The sequence below is a fragment of the Streptomyces sp. NPDC088554 genome (assembly GCF_044752945.1).
GTDB lineage: Bacteria > Actinomycetota > Actinomycetes > Streptomycetales > Streptomycetaceae > Streptomyces.
In genome coordinates this window covers 62,464-79,103 of sequence record NZ_JBIVMF010000008.1, presented here as the reverse complement: position 1 = coordinate 79,103, position 16,640 = coordinate 62,464, and the positions used below count along the sequence as shown (strand labels likewise).

The window sequence follows — 16,640 nt, the reverse complement described above, 5'->3', positions numbered from 1 at the left end:
ACGGCCAGTCACCGCGACCTGCCAGGCCTGTACCAACGCGCACACCACCGAGACGTACAACTCGGCGACCGCAACGGCACCTCATCAGAGGAGGCCGCACCAGGGAAAGGACTCGCCCGTGCGACACCGTTCGTTGCTCATCCTCACCTCCGTGATCACCACAGGAGCGCTCACCCTCACCGCTTGTGGCTCTCGCGACGAGGGCAAGAGCACCGGTGACAGCGACAGGATCACCGTCGTCATAGGTGTCGACGCACCGCTCACGGGATCGCTGTCCGCGCTCGGCCAGGGCATCAAGAACTCCGTCGACCTCGCCGCCAAGACGGCGAACAAGACCAACGAGGTCCCCGGCGTCGAGTTCAAGATCGAGGCCCTCGACGACCAGGCCGTCCCGGCCTCCGGCCAGGCCAACGCCACCAAGCTCGTGGGCGAGAAGGACGTCCTCGGCGTCGTCGGCCCGCTGAACTCCGGTGTCGCCCAGTCGATGCAGGGCGTCTTCAACTCGGCGAACCTGCTCCAGGTCTCCCCCGCCAACACCAACCCGGCGCTCAGCCAGGGCGACAACTGGGGCACGGGCGACTACAAGCGGCCGTTCCAGACCTACTTCCGCACCGCCGCGACCGATGTCGTCCAGGGCAAGTTCGCCGCGCAGTACTACTACAACGACGCCAAGAAGCGGAAGGTCTTCGTCGTCGACGACAAGCAGACCTACGGCGCGGGTCTCGCCTCGATCTTCGCCGCGGAGTTCAAGCGCCTCGGCGGCACGGTCGTCGGCACCGACCATGTCACGGTCAAGGAGACCGACTTCTCCAGCACCGCCGACAAGGTCAAGTCCTCCGGCGCGGACTCCGTCTACTTCGGCGGCCAGTACCCCGAGGGCGGTCTGCTCTCCGACCAGATCAAGAAGACCGGCGCGAAGATCCCCGTCATGGGCGGCGACGGCGTCTACGACCCGAACTTCATCTCGGCCTCCGGCGAGTCCAACGACGGTGACTTCGCCACCTCCATCGGCTACCCGGTGGAGAAGCTCGACACCGCCAAGAAGTTCATCACCGACTACAAGGCCGCCAACTACAAGGACGCCTACGCGGCCTACGGCGGTTACTCGTACGACGCCGCCTGGACCGTCGTCCAGGCCGTCAAGGCCGTCGTCGCCGCGAACGGCGGCAAGCTCCCCGACGACGCCCGCGCCAAGGTCACCGAGGCCACCTCCAAGGTCGCGTTCGACGGTGTGACCGGCAAGGTCTCCTTCGACAAGTACGGCGACACCACGAACAAGCAGCTCACCGTATACAAGGTGGTCAACGGCGCCTGGACGGACGTCAAGAGCGCCACGTTCGAGGACTGACCCACCCGCGCCGGACAATCCGGCCGCGACCCCACGGCACCGCACGTACCACCCGACCGAACCCGCGCGAGGGCGCAACAGCGCCCTCGCGCGGTGTCACATCCGACACGCTCATCGGAGGCCCTGCGGTGAACGAACTGCCGCAACAGCTGGCCAACGGCCTGGCCCTCGGCGCTCTCTATGGCTTGATCGCCATCGGGTACACCATGGTCTACGGCATCGTCCAGCTCATCAACTTCGCCCATGGCGAGATCTTCATGATCGGGGGCTTCGGCGCCCTCGCCACCTATACGTGGGTACTGCCCAGCGGCACCCCACTGGTGGTGGCGATACCGCTCATGATCATAGGCGGCGCCATAGCCTCCGTCACCGTAGCCACTGCGGCGGAACGTTTCGCCTACCGCCCGCTGCGCGGGGCACCCCGGCTGGCTCCGCTGATCACCGCGATCGGCCTGTCCATCACGCTCCAGCAGCTCATCTGGGCGTTCTACCCGGACGCCAAGAAGGCTCTCAGCTTCCCCGAGTTCCAGGGCGAGTCCTTCCAGCTGACCGGCAACCTGTACATCCAGCGCGCCGACGCCTTCCTCTTCGTCATCGCCCCGCTCTGCATGCTGATCCTCGGCATCTTCGTCTCGAAGAGCCGCACCGGCCGCGCCATGCAGGCCACGTCCCAGGACCGGGACACCGCCAAGCTGATGGGGATCAACACCGACCGCATCATCGTGATGGCCTTCGCCATCGGCGCCGCCTTCGCCGCGGTCGCGGCCGTCGCCTACGGGCTCGACAAGGGCCAGATCAACTTCGAGATGGGCTTCCTCCTCGGTCTCAAGGCGTTCACCGCCGCGGTCCTCGGCGGTATCGGCAACATCTACGGAGCGATGGTCGGCGGTATCGTGCTCGGCCTCGCCGAAGCCCTGTCGATCGCCTACATCGAGGAGATCCCCGGCATGCAGCAGCTCGGCGGCGGCGCCTGGGCCAACGTCTGGGCCTTCGTACTCCTTATCGTCGTCCTCCTGGTCAGGCCCCAAGGTCTGCTCGGCGAGCGCGTCGCGGATCGGGCGTGAGCGCGATGACCGACAAGGCAACAGGCCGCGCCGAGCAGCTGCGCCTGCTCACCCTCGCCGGTGGTATCGCCACCGTGGCCAGCACCTTCCTCGCCTGGACGTACACCTCCGACTTCCCCGGTGACCTCACGGTCTACGGGTACCCCGGCGGTCTCCAGGTCCTCACCCTGATCGCGGGCCTGCTCGTCGCGCTCTTCGCGCTGTCCGCGCTGGACGTCAAGGGCCTGCGCTGGCTCACCCCCACGGGGTCGACCAAGGCGCTCCAGTACCTCGCGCTCGGCGCCCTCGGCACCACCTGGTTCACCCTGATCGCCATCGCCGTCGAGCTGGGCGGGCTGATCAATCTCGAACCGGGCGGTTACGTCGCCGCCGCGGCCTCCGCCGTCCCGGTCGTCGCGACCTTCTTCCTCGGGCTCCCCGACGACACCCGGCAGGCCAGGCGCCCGCGGGAGCTGCCCTCCTGGGCCGAGATCCTGATCATCGTCGCGGTCTTCGCCCTCGGGCTGTCCACCTTCACGTACGGCATCGACACCGAGTACGCCGAACTCTTCACCGGCTACCTCATCACGGTGATCTTCGCGGCCATCGGCTTCTTCCGGGCCGGGCTGATCGCCCGGCTCAACGGCCTCACCAGCAAGTACCGGATGATCGCGGTCTCGGCCGCGTTCGTCGCCGCCGCCGCGTTCCCCTTCACCCAGAGCACCGACCAGTACACGCTGATCGCGGTCAACATCCTCATCTTCGCCACCGTCGCGCTCGGTCTGAACATCGTCGTCGGCCTCGCCGGACTGCTCGACCTCGGGTACGTCGCCTTCCTCGGCGTCGGCGCCTACACCGCCGCGCTCGTCTCCGGCACGACCGCGTCCGTGTTCGACGTGCGCTTCCCCTTCTGGGCGGCGGTCCTCACCGGCGCCGTGGTCTCCCTGATCTTCGGCGTCCTCATCGGCGCACCGACCCTGCGGCTGCGCGGCGACTACCTCGCCATCGTCACCCTCGGGTTCGGGGAGATCTTCCGCATCGCCGTCGGCAATCTCGACGGCGTCTCGGGACCCCGGATCACCAACGGCCCCAACGGCGTACCGAACATTCCCGACCTGGAGTTCTTCGGGTACAACTTCGGCGAGTCCCACACCGTCCTCGGCTTCGAGCTGGGCGCGTACGCCAACTACTACCTGCTGATGCTGCTCGCCATGGTCCTCGTGGTGATCGTCTTCAGCCGCGCGGGCGACTCCCGTATCGGCCGCGCCTGGGTCGCCATCCGCGAGGACGAGACCGCCGCCACCGCCATGGGCATCAACGGCTTCCGCGTCAAGCTGATCGCCTTCGCCCTCGGCGCCACCCTGGCCGGTCTCGCCGGCACCGTACAGGCGCACGTCCAGCACACCGTCGTACCGGAGATGTACGTCTTCGCCGGGCCGGTGCCGCCCAACTCCGCGTTCCTGCTGGCCGCGGTCATCCTCGGCGGCATGGGCACCATCACCGGGCCGCTGCTCGGCGCGTCGCTGCTCTACCTGATCCCCGCGAAGCTCCAGTTCCTCCAGGACTACCAGCTTCTCGGCTTCGGTATCGCGCTGATCCTGCTGATGCGCTTCCGTCCGGAGGGCCTCATCGCCAACCGGCGCGCGCAGCTGGAATTCCATGACACCGACCAGTCCGACGCACCGGACACCACACCGGGTGCGGGCGTCAGCACCGCCAAGGCGGGGGCGTGAACGACATGACCACCACAACTGCCGCCAAGGGCACGGGCACGACCGTGCTGGACGCCAGCGGCGTCACGATGCGGTTCGGCGGTCTCACCGCCGTGCGCTCGGTCGACCTCACCGTCAACGCGGGCGAGATCGTCGGCCTCATCGGCCCCAACGGCGCCGGGAAGACGACGTTCTTCAACTGCCTGACCGGTCTGTACGTACCGACCGAGGGCACCGTCAGCTACAAGGGCACCGTCCTGCCGCCCAAGCCCCACCTCGTCACCCAGGCGGGCATCGCCCGTACCTTCCAGAACATCCGGCTCTTCGCCAATATGACCGTCCTGGAGAACGTCCTCGTCGGACGTCACACCAGGACCAAGGAAGGTCTCTGGTCCGCGCTTCTGCGCGGCCCCGGTTTCAAACGTGCCGAGGCCGCCTCCCACGAGCGCGCCATGGAGCTGCTGGAGTTCATCGGGCTCCAGGACAAGGCCGACCAGCTCGCCCGCAATCTGCCCTACGGCGACCAGCGCAAGCTGGAGATCGCCCGCGCGCTGGCGAGCGAGCCCGGTCTGCTGCTCCTCGACGAGCCCACCGCCGGGATGAACCCGCAGGAGACACGGGTCACCGAGGAGCTGGTCCTCGCCATCCGGGACCAGGGGATCGCGGTGCTCGTCATCGAGCACGACATGCGGTTCATCTTCAATCTGTGCGACCGGGTCGCCTGTCTCGTCCAGGGCGAGAAGCTCGTCGAAGGGACCGCGGAAGCGGTACAGGGCGACGAGCGGGTGGTCGCCGCCTATCTCGGCACCCCCATGGAGAACGCGCCCGGCGCGGAGGAAGTGGCCGAGGTCGAGGCGGCGGAGGCACGGGCCGCGGAGGCCGTCGCCGACGCAGTCCCGGCCGACAGCCCCGGCGGATCCGATGGCACCACCAGCAGCACCGGTTCGGAAGGGGACGCGAAGTGACCGCACTTCTGGAGGTCGAGGACCTCAAGGTCGCCTACGGCAAGATCGAGGCCGTCAAGGGCATCTCCTTCAGCGTCGAGGCCGGCCAGATCGTCACCCTCATCGGGACGAACGGCGCGGGCAAGACCACCACGCTGCGGACCCTCTCCGGGCTCCTCAAGCCCACCGCGGGCCGGATCGTCTTCGACGGGAAGCCCCTCAACGGGGTCCCCGCCCACAAGATCGTCGCGCTGGGGCTGGCCCACTCCCCCGAGGGCAGGCATATCTTCCCCCGGCTGACGATCACGGAGAACCTCCAGCTCGGAGCGTTTCTGCGGACCGACAAGCCCGGTATCGAAAAGGACATCCAGCGCGCCTACGACCTCTTCCCCATCCTCGGGGAGCGCAGGAAGCAGGCGGCGGGCACCCTCTCCGGCGGTGAGCAGCAGATGCTCGCCATGGGACGCGCCCTGATGTCGCAGCCCAAGCTGCTGATGCTGGACGAGCCCTCCATGGGCCTCTCCCCGATCATGATGCAGAAGATCATGGAGACCATCGTCGAGCTGAAGGCCCAGGGCACGACCATCCTGCTGGTCGAGCAGAACGCCCAGGCGGCCCTGTCCCTGGCCGACCAGGGTCATGTCATGGAGATCGGCAAGGTCGTCCTCTCGGGCACGGGCCAGGACCTGCTGCACGACGAGTCCGTGCGCAAGGCATATCTGGGCGAGGACTGAGCCGTACGGAAACGAGGAGGCCCGGCACACCGTACGAAACGGTGCGCCGGGCCTCTCGCCGTACCCCGCGGGCCGAACTACTGGCTCTTGCCGCCCGCCTTCTTCTCCGCCGCGTCCTCGATGACCGCCTCGGCGACCTGCTGCATCGACATCCGGCGGTCCATCGACGTCTTCTGGATCCAGCGGAACGCCGCCGGCTCCGACAGGCCGTACTGCGTCTGGAGCACCGACTTGGCGCGGTCGACCAGCTTGCGGGTCTCCAGCCGCAGCGACAGGTCCGCGACTTCCTTCTCCAGCGTCTTCAGCTCCGCGAACCGCGACACCGCCATCTCGATGGCCGGCACCACATCGCTCTTGCTGAACGGCTTCACCAGATACGCCATGGCCCCGGCGTCCCGGGCCCGCTCGACCAGATCGCGCTGCGAGAACGCGGTCAGCATCAGCACCGGCGCGATGGACTCCTCCGCGATCTTCTCGGCGGCGGAGATCCCGTCCAGCACCGGCATCTTCACGTCCAGGATCACCAGATCCGGCCGGTGCTCCCGCGCCAGCTCCACGGCCTGCTCGCCGTCACCGGCCTCACCGACGACCGAGTAGCCCTCTTCCTCAAGCATCTCTTTCAGATCGAGGCGGATCAGCGCCTCGTCCTCGGCGATGACGACTCGCGTCGTCAGCGGCGGGACGTGCGACTTGTCGTCATCGTCTACGGGCTGGGGCGACTCGGGGGCGGTCACGGGGGCTCCTCGTTCCAGGCAGGGTTCTGCTCCCCCTGAGCGTACCCAGAGGCGCCAAGGTCCGATGACCCGGTACACTTCCTCGCACGCGCCGAGCCGGGTTGGTGGAACGGTATACACGGAGGTCTCAAACACCTCTGCCCGTGAGGGCTTGCGGGTTCGAGTCCCGCACCCGGTACCGAAGCGGAAAGCGGATGTTCACCCTGGTGAACATCCGCTTTCTCGTTGCCGGGGGTCACCCCGTCACTTCGGGCTGTCGTCCTCGCCGATGTGGTGGACGCGTACCAGGTTGGTGGTGCCCGCGACGCCCGGCGGGGAGCCCGCCGTGATGACGACGATGTCGCCCTTGGCGCAGCGGCCGATCCTCAGGAGCTGTTCGTCGACCTGGTCGACCATCGCGTCGGTGGAGTCGACGTGCGGGCCGAGGAACGCCTCCACGCCCCAGGTCAGGTTGAGCTGGGCGCGGGTGGCCGGGTCGGGGGTGAAGGCGAGCAGGGGGATCGGGGAGCGGTAGCGGGAGAGCCGTTTGACGGTGTCGCCCGACTGGGTGAAGGCGACCAGGAACTTCGCGCCGAGGAAGTCGCCCATCTCCGCCGCCGCGCGGGCGACCGCGCCGCCCTGGGTGCGGGGCTTGGTGCGCTCGGTGAGGGCGGGCAGCCCCTTGGCGAGGAGGTCCTCCTCCGCCGCCTCGACGATGCGGCTCATCGTCCTGACCGTCTCGACGGGGTATTTGCCGACACTGGTCTCGCCGGAGAGCATCACCGCGTCCGTACCGTCGATCACCGCGTTGGCTACGTCGGACGCCTCGGCGCGGGTGGGCCGGGAGTTGTCGATCATCGAGTCGAGCATCTGGGTGGCGACGATGACCGGCTTGGCGTTGCGCCTGGCCAGCTTGATCGCGCGCTTCTGCACGATCGGCACCTGCTCCAGGGGCATCTCGACGCCGAGGTCCCCCCGGGCGACCATGATGCCGTCGAAGGCGGCGACGATGTCCTCGATGCTCTCGACGGCCTGGGGCTTCTCGATCTTGGCGATCACCGGGAGCCGCCGGTGCTCCTCGTCCATGACGCGGTGTACGTCGGCGATGTCCGCCCCGCCGCGTACGAAGGAGAGGGCGATGACATCGGCGCCCGTGCGCAGCGCCCAGCGGAGGTCCTCGATGTCCTTCGCGGAGAGCGCGGGGACGGACACGGCGACCCCCGGGAGGTTGAGGCCCTTGTGGTCGGAGACCATGCCGCCCTCGATCACCAGGGTGTGGACGCGGGGGCCTTCGACGGAGGTCACTTCGAGGGTGACCTTGCCGTCGTCGACGAGGATGCGCTCCCCGGCGGTGACGTCCGCGGCGAGCCCGTCGTAGGTGGTACCGCAGATGGTGCGGTCGCCTTCGAGGGGCTCGACGGTGATCGTGAACTCGTCGCCGCGTTCAAGGAGTACGGGACCTTCGCGGAAACGGCCGAGGCGGATCTTCGGACCTTGAAGGTCGACGAGGACCCCCACGCTGCGGCCGGTCTCCTCGGCCGCCTTGCGTACGCGCTGGTAGCGCTCCTCGTGCTCGGCGTAGCCGCCGTGGCTGAGGTTGAGGCGGGCGATGTCCATTCCGGCTTCGACCAATGCCTTGATCTGGTCGTACGAGTCGGTGGCGGGCCCCAGGGTACAGACGATCTTTGCTCGGCGCATATATCGAGCCTAGAGCTTACCGACGGGTAGGGAATTATCGGTGCATGACTACTCAACAACCTTCCATTGAAGGGTTATTGACAAGTGTTCATTGTGCGCGGGACCGCTCCTGATGAACTTCAGCCGTTCAGATTGGGCGGCGTCATTGTGAATCGCGCGTTGACCTGCGCGTAGACCGACTGGCGCTGCGGTTCGAGATCGAGCGCGGGGGCCGCCTCCTCCGATGGGGCCGTTCCGTACGCCGCGGACCGGCGCATTCCGCCGGGAGCGGCGGGCATTCCGTACGCCACCGCGTTCTCCGCGCCGAGGTCGGCCAGCTCCACCAGTGCGGCGAGCCGCGCCCCGAGCGCCTCCGCGTACTCACGGGCCCGCTGGACGGCTTCCCCGACCGCCTGGCGGCGGGCCTCGCCGTGCGCGGGCGAGTCGGGGCGCAACCCCCACCAGGGGCCGCTGACCGCGGTGAGTTCGAGATCGGCGAGCCGGGTGGTGAGTTCGCCGAGGGCGGTGAAATCGTTCAGCTCGACATTGAGATGTACACGACCGTGATAGGCGCGAATACGTTCGCCCCGGCCATGTTTGGCGAGTTCCGGACTGATGGAGAAAGCGCCGGTCTCCACTTTCTCGACCGCCGCGCCATAAGACTTGATCATCGCGAGAACATAGGTGTTGCGGCGGGTGAGGTCGTCGAGCGCGGCCCGCCGGTCGGTCCCCCTGGCGCCCACGGTGACGGTAATTCTGGCGATTTCGGGGTCGACTTCCAGCCGCGCCTCACCGCGCACGGCGACCCTGGGTGTCTCCGGGGTCCCGTAGGGCGCGGCCTGGGCGGGGTATGCGTCGATGGTCACGGCAGGGCTCCCTCGTACGTACGACATCACGGTCCGCGCTCCACGGCCGACTGGGAACACTCTCGCACCCGGGTACGACAACCGGGTCCCCCGACCGGCGCGCGACCTCTGGCAGTCACCTGATCGAAACCCTGCGGGGGTGTTGCTCCCCATCCTCTTTGAGCCAGAATCTACGCGCGTTGTGCGATACGCCGGGCGGGTGGGCCGTCGCGCGACGGGACCGATGGATCAAGGGAGAAGAAATGCCGCTGAATCGAAGGACGTTCCTGGGCAGCTCGGCTGCCGCCGGTGCCGGGGTGGCGCTGGTGGGAGGAGCGGCGATGCCCGCCGAGGCCGCCGGCCACGGGCCTGTCCACGGGCGTCCGCGCAAGCGGTACTCGTTCACCGTGATGGGCACGACGGACCTGCACGGCAATGTCTTCAACTGGGACTACTTCACGGACAAGGAGTTCGACGACGCCGCCCACAACGACGTCGGGCTCGCCAAGATCTCCACGTTGGTCAACAACGTCCGCGAGGAGAAGGGCCGGCGGAACACCCTGCTGATCGACGCGGGCGACACCATCCAGGGCACCCAGCTCTCGTACTACTACGCGAAGATCGACCCGATCACCGCCAAGCACGGCCCGGTGCACCCGATGGCGCAGGCGATGAACGCGATCGGCTACGACGCGGCGGCGCTCGGCAACCACGAGTTCAACTACGGCATCCCGGTGCTGCGCAAGTTCGAGGAGCAGTGCCACTTCCCGCTGCTCGGCGCCAACGCGCTGGACGCCAAGACCCTCAAGCCCGCCTTCCCGCCGTACGTGATCAAGCGGCTGCGGACCCCGCACGGCCATGAGGTGAAGGTCGCCGTCCTCGGGCTGACCAACCCCGGGATCGCGATCTGGGACAAGGCCAACGTCCAGGGGAAGATGACGTTCCCCGGGCTGGAGGAGCAGGCGGCGAAGTGGGTGCCGAAGCTGCGCTCCATGGGCGCCGACGTCGTCATCGTCTCCGCGCACTCGGGTTCGAGCGGTACGTCGTCGTACGGCGACCAGGTGCCGTACGTCGAGAACGCGGCCGGGCTGGTGGCGGAGCAGGTGCCGGGCATCGACGCGATCTTGGTCGGGCACGCGCATGTCGAGATCCCCGAGCACCGGGTGACCAACAAGAAGACCGGCAAGGACGTCGTCCTGTCCGAGCCGCTCAAGTGGGGGCAGCGGCTGACGCTCTTCGATTTCGACGTGGTGTGGGAGCGGGGCCGCTGGACGGTCGAGAAGGCCGGCGCCAGGGTCCTCAACGCCAACACGGTCGACGAGGACAAGAAGATCGTCAAGCTGCTCGCGGACGAGCAGCGCAAGGTCGTCGCGTACGTCAACCAGGTGATCGGCACCTCCACCACCGCGATGTCCACCGTGGACGCGCCGTGGAAGGACGAGCCGATCATCGACCTGATCAACCATGTCCAGGCCGAGACCGTGAAGGCCGCGCTCGCGGGTGGCGAGTGGGCGGCGCTGCCGGTGCTGTCGCAGGCCTCGTGCTTCTCCCGTACGGCGAGGATCCCGGCGGGCGAGGTGACCCTCAAGGACGCGGCGGGGCTGTACCTCTTCGAGAACACCCTGGAGGCGCGGCTCGTGACGGGCGCGCAGATCAGGGCCTATCTGGAGTTCTCCGCGAAGTACTACGTGCAGACGGCCGCGGGCGCGGCGGTGGACACCGCCAAGTTGACGAACGCGGACGGTATCCCTGACTACAACTACGACGTGGTGTCGGGGCTGACGTACGAGATCGACATCGCCAGGCCCGCGGGTTCGCGGATCGTGAACCTGCGCCACGGGGGCAAGGAGCTGGACCCGGCCGCGTCCTTCGTCCTGGCGGTGAACAACTACCGGGCGAGCGGGGGCGGGAACTTCCCCGGGATCGCCTCGACGCGCCAGCTGTGGGCCAACTCGGACGAGATCCGCAACACGATCATCGCCTGGGTGCGGGCGGCGGGCACGATCGACCCCGCGTCGTTCGCCTCGGTGGACTGGAAGCTGACGCGGGACGGCACGCCGGTCTTCTGACCTGGGTGACCACCGGTTCAGCGGACTTCGCTGAGCGGGACCAGACCCCTCGGTGCGGGCACCGTGCGGGTCCGGTCCCGTCCGTCGAGCCCGAAGCTGGTGAACGCGGTGCGCCGGGGCAGCGGGTAGGGCTCGCCGCCGGTGAGGTGGTTGAGGATGGTGGCGCTGCGCCAGGCGGCCAGCCCGAGGTCGGGGGCTCCGACGCCGTGGCTGTGGCGCTCCGCGTTCTGCACGTAGACGGAGCCGGTGACGCTCGGATCGAGTACGAGCCGGTGGTGCTGGTCGATCCGGGCGCGGGTGGCGGCATCCCTGCGCATGTACGGGTCGAGCCCGGCCAGCAGCCGGTCGGGCGAGCGCTCCCGGTAGCCGGTGGCGAGGACGACGGCGTCGGTGGTGAGCCGGGAGCGGGTGGCCTGTCTGCCGTGTTCGAGGTGGAGCTCGATCCTGGTGGTGGCGACGCGCCCGGCCGTACGGACCGAGACCCCGGGGGTGAGGACGGCGTCGGGCCAGCCGCCGTGGAGCGTGCGCCGGTACAGCTCGTCGTGGATGGCGGCGATCGTGTCGGCGTCGATGCCCTTGTGGAGCTGCCACTGACGCGGGAGGAGATCGTCGCGCGCGTGCTCGGGCAGGGCGTGGAAGTAGCGGGTGTAGTCGGGGGTGAACTGCTCCAGGCCGAGCTTGGAGTACTCCATGGGCGCGAAGGCTTCCGTACGGGCCAGCCAGTGGATCCGCTCGGCCCCGGCGGGGCGGGCGCGCAGCAGGTCGAGGAAGACCTCGGCCCCGGACTGCCCCGATCCGATGACGGTGATGTGCCCGGCGGCGAGCAGCCGTTCGCGGTGGGCGAGGTAGTCGGCGGAGTGGATGACGGGGACGGCCGGGGCTTCGATGAGCGGCCGGAGCGGGTCGGGGACGTACGGCTCGGTGCCGATGCCGAGCACGACGTTACGGGTGTACGCGCGCCCCAGCGCCTCGACCTCGCCGTCCCGGTCGAGCTGGGTGAAGTCGACCTCGAAGAGGTCGCGTTCGGGGTTCCAGCGGACGGCGTCGACCTGGTGGCCGAAGCGCAGCGCGGGGAGCTGCTCGCTGACCCAGCGGCAGTAGGCGTCGTACTCGGCGCGCTGGATGTGGAAGCGCTCGGCGAAGTAGAAGGGGAAGAGCCGGTCGCGGGTCTTGAGGTAGCTGAGGAACGACCAGCGGCTGGCGGGGTCGGCGAGGGTGACCAGGTCCGCGAGGAAGGGGACCTGGAGGGTGGCGCCGTCGATGAGCAGCCCGGGGTGCCAGCGGAAGGCGGCGCTCTGGTCGTAGAAGACGGCGGCGAGGGGGCCGCCGGGGCGGCGCATACCGTCCGCGAGGGCCGCGAGCGAGAGGTTGAACGGGCCGATGCCGACGCCCACCAGGTCGTGGGGCTGGTCGAGGTCGTTGAGCTGAGCGGTCATCGGCGGAGTGCTGCCTTCCACGAGTCATTGCACAGGTCGTTCCAGTGAGGCACAACGATCCGGAGCGGCAAGAGGTATGGGCGCGCACCGAGCCCGGCGTGAAAAGGCTGATAAACGCCGTCGCCCCGGGGTTTACCGGGGCGACGGACAAGAGCCGAGCGATTCGGGTACGGGAGCGGCTCAGCCCGTACGGACCCGCAGCGCCCTGCGCAGGTCGTCCAGCTGGTCGGTGAGCTTGCGGCGCAGGGCCGGGATCATCTCCGTACCGTCCAGGTATTCCAGGCCGAGGCGCAGCGACTCCTCGTCCACGGCGGTCAGCGGGAAGGCGTAGCGTCCGGCCGCGTCGGCGATGGCGGGGCCCCTGCGGGCGGCGAGGGCGATGGCCTCGGGGTAGTAGCGGGGGACGTACGCGGCGACGAGGTCGGCCTGTTCGGGCTGCCAGAAGCCCTGCGCGGTGGCGCTGAACAGGTAGGCGGAGAGGTCGTCGGAGGCGAAGAGCCGGGCCCAGGCGGCGGCCTTGGCGGCGGGGTCGGGCAGGGCGGCGAGGCAGCGGGCGGCGCCTTCCTGGCCGGTGGCGCTGGGGTCGCGGGCGAGTTCGGCCTCGATGGCGGTGGCGTCGACGGCGCCGAGCACGGCGAGCCGGGTGAGGACGCGCCAGCGCAGCTCGGGGTCGAGTTCGGGCCCGCCGGGGACGCTGTCCGAGCCGAGCCAGTCCCGCAGGACGTCGGGCTGGGCGGCGGCGTCGGCGAGGTGGCGTACGGCGGTGAGGCGCAGCCCGGGGGCGCGGCCGTCCTCGGTGCGGCGGATGAGGTCGCGGCAGAGGGCGGTGAGCGTGGCGAGGGCGGCGGGCCTGTCCTCCGTACGGAGGTAGCGGTCGGCGATCTGGCCGGAGGCGAAGCCGAGGACGCCCTGGACGAGGGCGAGGTCGGTCTCGTGCGGGAGGTGGGTGCGGGCGGCGTCGAGGTAGGCGGCGGGTTCGAGCAGGCCGTCGCGGACCATGTCGCGGGCGGCGTTCCAGAGGACGGCGCGGGTGAGCGCGTCGGGGATTCCGGAGAGCGCGCGCAGGGCGGTGTCCCAGGACTCGGGGTCGAGCCTGACCTTGGCGTAGGTGAGGTCGCCGTCGTTGAGGACGACGAGGGCGGGGCGGCGGCCCCGGCGGATGGTGGGCCCGGCCGTCGGCAGGTCGAGTGCGAACCGGTCGCGGGCGACGAGCCGGACCGGGTCCGCGGTGTCCGCCGTGTCGACATCGTAGGTACCGACCCCGATCCGGTGCGGGCGGCTGCCGTCCCGTACGACATCGAGCGCCCAGGCGCCCTCGGTGACCGTGGTCCCGGGGGTGAGGGTGTCGACCCCGGTGGTACGGAGCCACTGGGCGGCCCAGGTGTGGACATCGCGGTCGGTGGCCGCCGCGAGCGAGTCGAGGAAGTCGGCGAGGGTGGCGTTGGCGAACCGGTGCCGGGCGAAGTGGATGTTGATGCCGGCGAGGAAGTCCTTCTCGCCGAGCCAGGCGACGAGCTGGCGCAGCGCGGAGGCGCCCTTGGCGTAGGAGATGCCGTCGAAGTTGAGGAGCGCGGACGCGGTGTCGGGGACGGCGTCCGGGTCGGGGGCGACGGGGTGGGTGGAGGGGCGCTGATCGGCGTCGTACCCCCAGGACTTGCGGCCGATGCCGAAGTCGACCCAGGTGTCGGCGAAGCGGGTGGCTTCGGTGAGGGTCTGGTAGCCCATGTACTCGGCGAAGGACTCGTTGAGCCAGATGTCGTCCCACCAGGCGAGCGTGACCAGGTCGCCGAACCACATGTGGGCCATCTCGTGGGCGATGACCACGGCGCGGGTCTGCCGCTCGGTCTCGGTGACGGCGGAGCGGTAGACGAACTCGTCGCGGAAGGTGACCAGTCCGGGGTTCTCCATGGCTCCCGCGTTGAACTCGGGGACGAAGGCCTGGTCGTACGAGTCGAAGGGGTAGGGCTCCTCGAACTTCTCGTGGTAGCGGTCGTAGCAGGCGCGGGTGATGTCGAAGAGCTCGTCGGCGTCGAGGTGGGGGGCGAGGGAGCGGCGGCAGTGGAGGCCGAAGGGCAGTCCGGCGTGTTCGGTGCGTACGGAGTGCCAGGGGCCCGCGGCCACGGCGACGAGGTAGGTGGAGAGGGGGAGCGTGGGGGCGAGGGTCCAGCGCGCGCTTCCCGCGCCGCCCTCGTCGGTCCGTTCCGCGATCCCGTTGCCGAGCACGGTCCACTCGTCGGGCGCGGTGACGGTCAGCTCGAAGACCGCCTTCAGGTCCGGCTGGTCGAAGGCGGCGAAGACGCGCTGCACGTCGTCCAGGAACAGCTGCGTGTACACATAGGTCTCGCCGTCCGCCGGATCGGTGAAGCGGTGCATCCCCTCGCCCGTGCGGGAGTACGCCATTGCCGCGTCAACCCGCAGCTCGTGTTCACCCTCCGCGAGGCCCGTCAGCGCGAGCCGGTTCCCGGTCAGCTCCGCCGGGTCCAGCGTCCGGCCGTCGAGGGTGACGGAGCGCAGGGTGGCCGGCTTCAGCTCGACGAAGGTGTCCCCGGCCGCCCGCGCGGTGAACCGGATGGCGGTGGTGGAGTCGAAGGTGTCCTCGCCGGTGGTCAGGTCGAGGGCGATCGTGTAGTGGTGGACGTCGAGAAAAGTGGCTCGGCTCTGCGCTTCGTCGCGCGTCAGTACGGACATGGGGCCATGCTGCCCGATGGCCCCCGGGCAGCGCAGCGGGGCCCGGCCTCGGTGGATCGCGGCGTTCGGCGGATCAGTGTTCAGCAGACCAGCGTCAGTGGATCAGTATTCAGTCGACCAGCGTGCAGTGGACGGCGTCCAGTCGATCAGCGTGCAGTGGACGGCGTCCAGTTGATCAGCACTCGCCGTCGCGGGCCTCGCCCGCGATCGTCTCGTGGTGCCGGATGACCTCGGCGATGATGAAGTTCAGCAGCTTCTCGGCGAAGGCCGGGTCCAGCCGGGCGTTCTCCGCCAGCTCGCGCAGCCGGGTGATCTGCCGGGACTCACGGGCCGGGTCGGCGGGCGGGAGCCGGTGTTCGGCCTTGAGCACGCCGACCTGCTGGGTGCATTTGAAGCGTTCGGCGAGCATGTGGACGACGGCGGCGTCGATGTTGTCGATGGACTCGCGCAGACGGTTCAGCTCCGCCTGTACGGATCCGTCGATGCCCTCTTTCGCGCTGTTCCCGCCGGTTTTGGGGTCACTCGTGGTCATGGTCCGGCAGCTTAGACGCCCCCGCCGCCGCGCCCGTAGGGTGATCAGGATGCGGGATCCCGGTACGGCGCGGGGCGCCCCGCACGGCACGGGCCTCCTGTTCACGGAAGCGTACGGGGGCCATCCCGACCCGGCGGGCGAACAGCCGGGAGAAGTACGCCGGGTCGTCGTAGCCGACGCGCCGGGCGACCGCGGCGACCGGCAGCTCCGTGGCGGCCAGCAGCTCCTTGGCGCGGCCCAGCCGGATCCCGAGCAGATAGTCCCTGGTGCTGCATCCGGCGGCCCGGCGCACCGCCGCGCGCAGGGCGGCGGGCGTCAGACCGTTGCGGGCCGCGTGGTCGGCGACGGAGAGCGGGCTGCAGGCGTCGCGGGCGAGCGCCTGGAGTACGGGGTCGGTCAGGGTGTCGCTCCCGGCGCGCGCCCGGCGCAGCGCGACCAGGAGTTCGTGTACGGCGGCGCCGGTCTCGACTTCGAGCAGCGGGTTGCCCCGGCGGGCCGCGCGGGCGATCCGGGCGACGACGGCCCGCGCGCCGGTCGCGTCGGAGAGCGGGACGACGGGCCGGTCGGGCTCGATGTAGCCGAGTTCGGTGTAGGTGGCGGTGGCGGGCCCGGTGAAGGCGACGAAGCTCTCGTCCCAGCCGTGGTACCGGTCGGGTCCGTACTGATGGCGGACGCCGGGGGTGAGCCAGAGCAGCGCGGGCGCGGTGACGACGGCGCGCCGTCCGTCGGCGGAGCGGAACCAGCCGCTCCCGGTGCTGATGACGACGGCGACATGGTGGTCGAGGGTGCGCGGCCCGACCGTGTCCAGCGGTCCGTGCTGGAGTCCGACGCCGAGGCAGACGAGCCCGAGCCGGTGGTGGACGGGGCTGGGTGTGAAGTACCTCATCCAGGTGTGCCGC

13 protein-coding genes and 1 tRNA gene are annotated in these 16,640 nt (G+C 69.5%); 7 read left to right on the top strand and 7 right to left on the bottom strand.

What is annotated here, in order from left to right:
- The first annotated feature begins 118 nt into the window (after positions 1-118).
- From ACIP8W_RS11905 to ACIP8W_RS11885, 5 genes are all read left to right on the top strand, one after another.
- Entirely contained in the window at positions 119-1,348 is a 1,230-nt protein-coding gene (locus tag ACIP8W_RS11905) for a branched-chain amino acid ABC transporter substrate-binding protein (protein WP_402202810.1), read from the top strand.
- Positions 1,349-1,476: 128 nt separating this feature from the next.
- Complete coding sequence (locus tag ACIP8W_RS11900) at positions 1,477-2,412, top strand: branched-chain amino acid ABC transporter permease (RefSeq protein WP_401948823.1); 936 nt, start codon at positions 1,477-1,479, stop codon at positions 2,410-2,412.
- A gap of 5 nt (positions 2,413-2,417) precedes the next feature.
- Positions 2,418-4,124, top strand: coding sequence for a branched-chain amino acid ABC transporter permease (locus ACIP8W_RS11895; protein ID WP_401949502.1), 1,707 nt, complete (start codon positions 2,418-2,420; stop codon positions 4,122-4,124).
- Between the two features lie 5 nt (positions 4,125-4,129).
- On the top strand, positions 4,130-5,068 hold the full coding sequence (locus ACIP8W_RS11890) for an ABC transporter ATP-binding protein (protein ID WP_401948820.1): 939 nt from the start codon (positions 4,130-4,132) through the stop codon (positions 5,066-5,068).
- Complete coding sequence (locus tag ACIP8W_RS11885; protein ID WP_401948817.1) at positions 5,065-5,781, top strand: ABC transporter ATP-binding protein; 717 nt, start codon at positions 5,065-5,067, stop codon at positions 5,779-5,781. The genes ACIP8W_RS11890 and ACIP8W_RS11885 overlap by 4 nt, the downstream gene beginning before the upstream one ends.
- A 77-nt stretch (positions 5,782-5,858) precedes the next feature.
- Here the strand turns inward: ACIP8W_RS11885 and ACIP8W_RS11880 are convergent, their stop codons facing one another.
- Positions 5,859-6,515 carry an ANTAR domain-containing response regulator gene (locus ACIP8W_RS11880; RefSeq protein WP_401948815.1) on the bottom strand — a complete coding sequence of 219 codons (657 nt, stop codon included), beginning with the start codon at positions 6,513-6,515 and terminating at the stop codon, positions 5,859-5,861.
- 95 nt (positions 6,516-6,610) lie between these two features.
- On the opposite strand from ACIP8W_RS11880, the gene ACIP8W_RS11875 reads away from it, so the two are divergent.
- Positions 6,611-6,693 (top strand) — tRNA-Leu (locus ACIP8W_RS11875).
- Between the two features lie 65 nt (positions 6,694-6,758).
- On the opposite strand, the gene pyk is transcribed toward ACIP8W_RS11875, so the two are convergent.
- Entirely contained in the window at positions 6,759-8,192 is a 1,434-nt protein-coding gene (gene pyk / locus ACIP8W_RS11870; RefSeq protein WP_402202808.1) for a pyruvate kinase, read from the bottom strand.
- A 119-nt stretch (positions 8,193-8,311) separates the two neighbouring features.
- Positions 8,312-9,064 (bottom strand): SIMPL domain-containing protein, encoded by a 753-nt coding sequence (locus ACIP8W_RS11865; protein WP_401948810.1) that lies wholly within the window; start codon positions 9,062-9,064, stop codon positions 8,312-8,314.
- A gap of 215 nt (positions 9,065-9,279) precedes the next feature.
- Here ACIP8W_RS11865 and ACIP8W_RS11860 point away from each other — a divergent pair, with 215 nt between their 5' ends.
- Positions 9,280-11,085: a bifunctional metallophosphatase/5'-nucleotidase gene (locus ACIP8W_RS11860; protein WP_401948808.1), complete on the top strand. Its 1,806-nt coding sequence runs from the start codon at positions 9,280-9,282 to the stop codon at positions 11,083-11,085.
- Positions 11,086-11,102: 17 nt separating this feature from the next.
- Here the strand turns inward: ACIP8W_RS11860 and ACIP8W_RS11855 are convergent, their stop codons facing one another.
- The 4 genes from ACIP8W_RS11855 to ACIP8W_RS11840 form a co-directional block, all read right to left on the bottom strand.
- On the bottom strand, positions 11,103-12,521 hold the full coding sequence (locus ACIP8W_RS11855) for a lysine N(6)-hydroxylase/L-ornithine N(5)-oxygenase family protein (RefSeq protein ID WP_401948806.1): 1,419 nt from the start codon (positions 12,519-12,521) through the stop codon (positions 11,103-11,105).
- Between the two features lie 180 nt (positions 12,522-12,701).
- Positions 12,702-15,209 carry an aminopeptidase N gene (gene pepN / locus ACIP8W_RS11850; protein ID WP_401948803.1) on the bottom strand — a complete coding sequence of 836 codons (2,508 nt, stop codon included), beginning with the start codon at positions 15,207-15,209 and terminating at the stop codon, positions 12,702-12,704.
- Positions 15,210-15,384: 175 nt separating this feature from the next.
- Complete coding sequence (locus ACIP8W_RS11845; protein ID WP_401948801.1) at positions 15,385-15,741, bottom strand: chorismate mutase; 357 nt, start codon at positions 15,739-15,741, stop codon at positions 15,385-15,387.
- Complete coding sequence (locus ACIP8W_RS11840) at positions 15,728-16,627, bottom strand: helix-turn-helix domain-containing protein (RefSeq protein WP_402202806.1); 900 nt, start codon at positions 16,625-16,627, stop codon at positions 15,728-15,730. The genes ACIP8W_RS11845 and ACIP8W_RS11840 overlap by 14 nt, the downstream gene beginning before the upstream one ends.
- Positions 16,628-16,640: the final 13 nt, after the last annotated feature.